General features: G+C 60.1%; 4 protein-coding genes. All 4 read left to right on the plus strand.

Annotated elements, in window-relative coordinates:
* The first annotated feature begins 27 nt into the window (after nt 1–27).
* The 4 genes from R6U20_RS08530 (at nt 28) to R6U20_RS08545 (ending at nt 3,000) form a co-directional block, all read left to right on the plus strand.
* The gene (locus tag R6U20_RS08530; RefSeq protein ID WP_410337435.1) at nt 28–516 is read left to right on the plus strand and encodes an Lrp/AsnC family transcriptional regulator; all 489 of its coding nucleotides are present in this window, start codon (nt 28–30) and stop codon (nt 514–516) included.
* A gap of 49 nt (nt 517–565) precedes the next feature.
* Nucleotides 566–1,906 (plus strand): type I glutamate--ammonia ligase, encoded by a 1,341-nt coding sequence (gene glnA / locus R6U20_RS08535; protein WP_410337436.1) that lies wholly within the window; start codon nt 566–568, stop codon nt 1,904–1,906.
* Between the two features lie 251 nt (nt 1,907–2,157).
* Nucleotides 2,158–2,613, plus strand: a complete 456-nt coding sequence (dut, locus tag R6U20_RS08540; protein WP_410337438.1) for a dUTP diphosphatase — start codon at nt 2,158–2,160, stop codon at nt 2,611–2,613.
* Nucleotides 2,614–2,643: 30 nt separating this feature from the next.
* Nucleotides 2,644–3,000 carry an AAA family ATPase gene (locus R6U20_RS08545; RefSeq protein ID WP_410337437.1) on the plus strand — a complete coding sequence of 119 codons (357 nt, stop codon included), beginning with the start codon at nt 2,644–2,646 and terminating at the stop codon, nt 2,998–3,000.
* Nucleotides 3,001–3,123: the final 123 nt, after the last annotated feature.

Here is a 3,123-nt window from a genome sequence, read left to right on the forward strand (position 1 = left end):
AACCAAAAATAATAAGGCAAACGGTTCATGGGATACAGCCTTGACGCGATCGACGCGCAGATTCTGTCGCTCTTGCAGCGCGACGGACGCATGCAGCGCAACGCCATCTCTGAAGAGGTGGGGCTGTCGGTGTCGGCGGTGAGCGAGCGGATGCGCAAGCTGGAGGCCCACGGCATCATCAAGGGCTACCACGCTGTGATCGACGCCAAGCGCCTGCGCCTCGACATCACGGCTTTCATCCGCGTACGCGTAGACGGCTCCGAGCACTACGACCAGTTTGTGAACGAGGTCACGGACATGCCCGAAGTGCTGGAGCTGCACTCCATCACCGGCGAAGGGTCGCATGTGCTCAAGATCCGCACGAAAAACACCACCACGCTGGAGCGCTTTCTCTCCCAAATACAGGCGCTGCCCGGCGTGTCGGGTACCTCTACGAGCATTGTGCTGAGCTCCTTCAAGGAAACCCGTGCCGTGCCCACCGAACCCATGGACGCGTTTGCCCCCGATGACGCGTAACCTGCGCGCATCCCCCTGTTTTCGCATTCCTTACAACGACACGATACGTATGATGACCAAAGCCGACATCTTAGATCGCATCGACGAAGAGGGCGTAGACTTCCTGCGCCTGCAGTTCACCGACATTCTCGGGACCGTCAAGAACGTCTCGATTCCGGCAGGCCAGGCCGAGAAAGCGTTCAGCGAGGGCATCTACTTCGACGGCTCCTCCATTGAGGGCTTTGTGCGGATTCAGGAATCCGACATGCGCCTGGAGCCCGACCCAGATACCTTTGCCGTGCTGCCCTGGCGCAGCCGCCGCTCCGACGGCACCGTGTCGGCCCGGCTCATCTGCGACGTGATGAACACCAGCACGGGCGAGCCCTTCGAAGGCGATCCGCGCTTTGTGCTGCGTCGTGCCATTGAGCGCGCCGAGGACCTGGGCTACGAGCTCAATGCTGGTCCCGAGCCCGAGTTTTTCATCTTCGAGCAGGATGAGGAAGGCCGCGCCACCACCAAAACGCACGATTCGGGCGGCTACTTCGACCTGGGCCCGAAAGACATGGCGCAGGAGATTCGCGCCGAGATCATCTACATGCTGCAAGCCATGGGCTTCGAGGTCGAGGCCAGTCACCACGAGGTGGCCCGCGGGCAGCACGAAATCGACTTCAAGTACGACGACGCCCTCACCACCGCCGATAACATCGCCACGTTCCGTGCCGTGGTGCGTGCGGTGGCCGGACTCCACGGCGTGCACGCCACCTTTATGCCGAAGCCCATTTCCGGCATCAACGGGTCGGGCATGCACACGCACCTGTCGCTCTTCCAGGACGGCAGCAATCTCTTCCACGACGATGACGACGAGTTCAACCTGAGCGAAGAGGCCTATGCGTTCTTGGGTGGGATTCTGGAGCACGCGCCCGCTCTTACAGCCATCTGCAACCCCACGGTCAACTCGTACAAGCGCCTTGTGCCCGGCTACGAAGCGCCCATCTACATTGCATGGAGCGATGTGAACCGCTCGGCGCTGGTGCGCAAGCCCGCCGCCCGCGTGCCCGCCGCCTCGCGCATCGAACTGCGCTCGCCCGATCCCTCGTGCAACCCGTACCTGGCTCTTGCCGTGATGCTGCACGCCGGACTCGACGGCATCGAGAAGGGCATGGAAGCGCCCGGACCGGTCCGCGAAAACATCTACGACTTCACCGAAGCCGACCGCATCGACCGCGGCATCGAAACGCTGCCCAGCACGCTCGGGCAGGCGGTGAACGCACTCAAAGAAGACGACGTCATCCTCGACGCGCTCGGACCGCACGTCAGCGAGAAGTTTATTGAGGCGAAGACGGTCGAATACACCGAGTACCTCGCCTCCGTATCTGGATGGGAGCTGGAGCGCTACCTCGAAACGTTCTAACGCCTGGTTTAAATGGATACGCAGCGGCGCCGCACGGTCCGCTGTACAAACATCGACCGCCGGAGGGCCGCCGCACAGGCGATGCTCCGGCGGTTTTTTGGTATGGGCCGCTCATCGTTCCAGTATCCAATGGGCGTTTCTCCTTGAGCACTTCCTCTTGAAATTGTGTCAAGATCGATGGATCAGCCAATCCCCATCTAAGGCGCGGGGTATGGCTCAACGTCTGCTCTTACTCAAATGCTATGCCTGATATGCCTACCCGCATCCCCCTAACGCGTCTTTCGCACGCTGCTGACCTATCGCTGCCCGAGCACGCTACGCCGCACAGTGCAGGCGTAGACTTGCGCGCCGCCCTCCCCGAAGACGCTCCGCACACGCTGGAGCCCGGAGCACGCACGCTTGTGCCAACCGGACTCAAAATTGCGCTTCCTGCAGGATGCGAAGGGCAGGTGCGTCCCCGCAGCGGACTTGCCGTGCGTACGGGCGTTACCGTCCTGAATGCGCCCGGGACCATCGACGCCGACTACCGGGGCGAGGTGAAGGTCGCGCTCATCAACTTGGGGCAAGAGCCGGTGACCATCGAGCGTGGCATGCGCATCGCCCAACTCGTGGTGGCGCGCTACGAACCCGTCGATTGGAACGAGGTCGACACGCTGGAACCCACCACCCGCGGCACAGGTGGATTTGGATCCACCGGCACGTCTTAACGATGACTTACTCCGAATCGGCCGGATACCATGCGCATTGACCGACTCTGCGTTCAGAACTTTCGTTGCTTTCCCGATCATGTGTTTCCATTCAATCCGCATTTTAATGTGCTGATTGGCGAAAACGGGGTCGGGAAGAGTGCGCTGCTCAAAGCGGTGCGCATTGCAATTGCAAGCTGGTTTTTAGGCATCAAGGATCGCCATGCCGTTGGAATTCGCAACGACGACGTGCGTATGGTGGGGCGCGCCTTCGACGCTGGCGAGTTCACCTTTGAAGAGCAGTGGCCGGTTACCGCTGAAGCGTGTGGAACGGTTTCCACTGACGAGACGCGTCAAGACGAATCTGTGCTCGAATGGAGCCGGCTATGGATGCATCATAGGTATTAGTTCCATTGATTTGTTCGGGATGCTCTACATCGTTTTCTCCGGCATAAATTACGGCTTTATTGTCAGGTTCGGGTTGTTCGTTGCTTACATAATAACTACCTCCGTTAAAATTTATTGTCCCGG

The organism is Longimonas sp. (assembly GCF_046498435.1).
In the GTDB taxonomy this organism is placed as follows: domain Bacteria; phylum Bacteroidota; class Rhodothermia; order Rhodothermales; family Salinibacteraceae; genus Longimonas.

What these genes read in the sequence shown, in the direction of transcription:
- R6U20_RS08530 (WP_410337435.1), top strand. Translation starts at nt 28, where the DNA reads ATGGGATACAGCCTTGACGCGATCGACGCGCAGATTCTGTCGCTCTTG.
- glnA (WP_410337436.1), top strand. Translation starts at nt 566, where the DNA reads ATGATGACCAAAGCCGACATCTTAGATCGCATCGACGAAGAGGGCGTA.
- dut (WP_410337438.1), top strand. Translation starts at nt 2,158, where the DNA reads ATGCCTACCCGCATCCCCCTAACGCGTCTTTCGCACGCTGCTGACCTA.
- R6U20_RS08545 (WP_410337437.1), top strand. Translation starts at nt 2,644, where the DNA reads ATGCGCATTGACCGACTCTGCGTTCAGAACTTTCGTTGCTTTCCCGAT.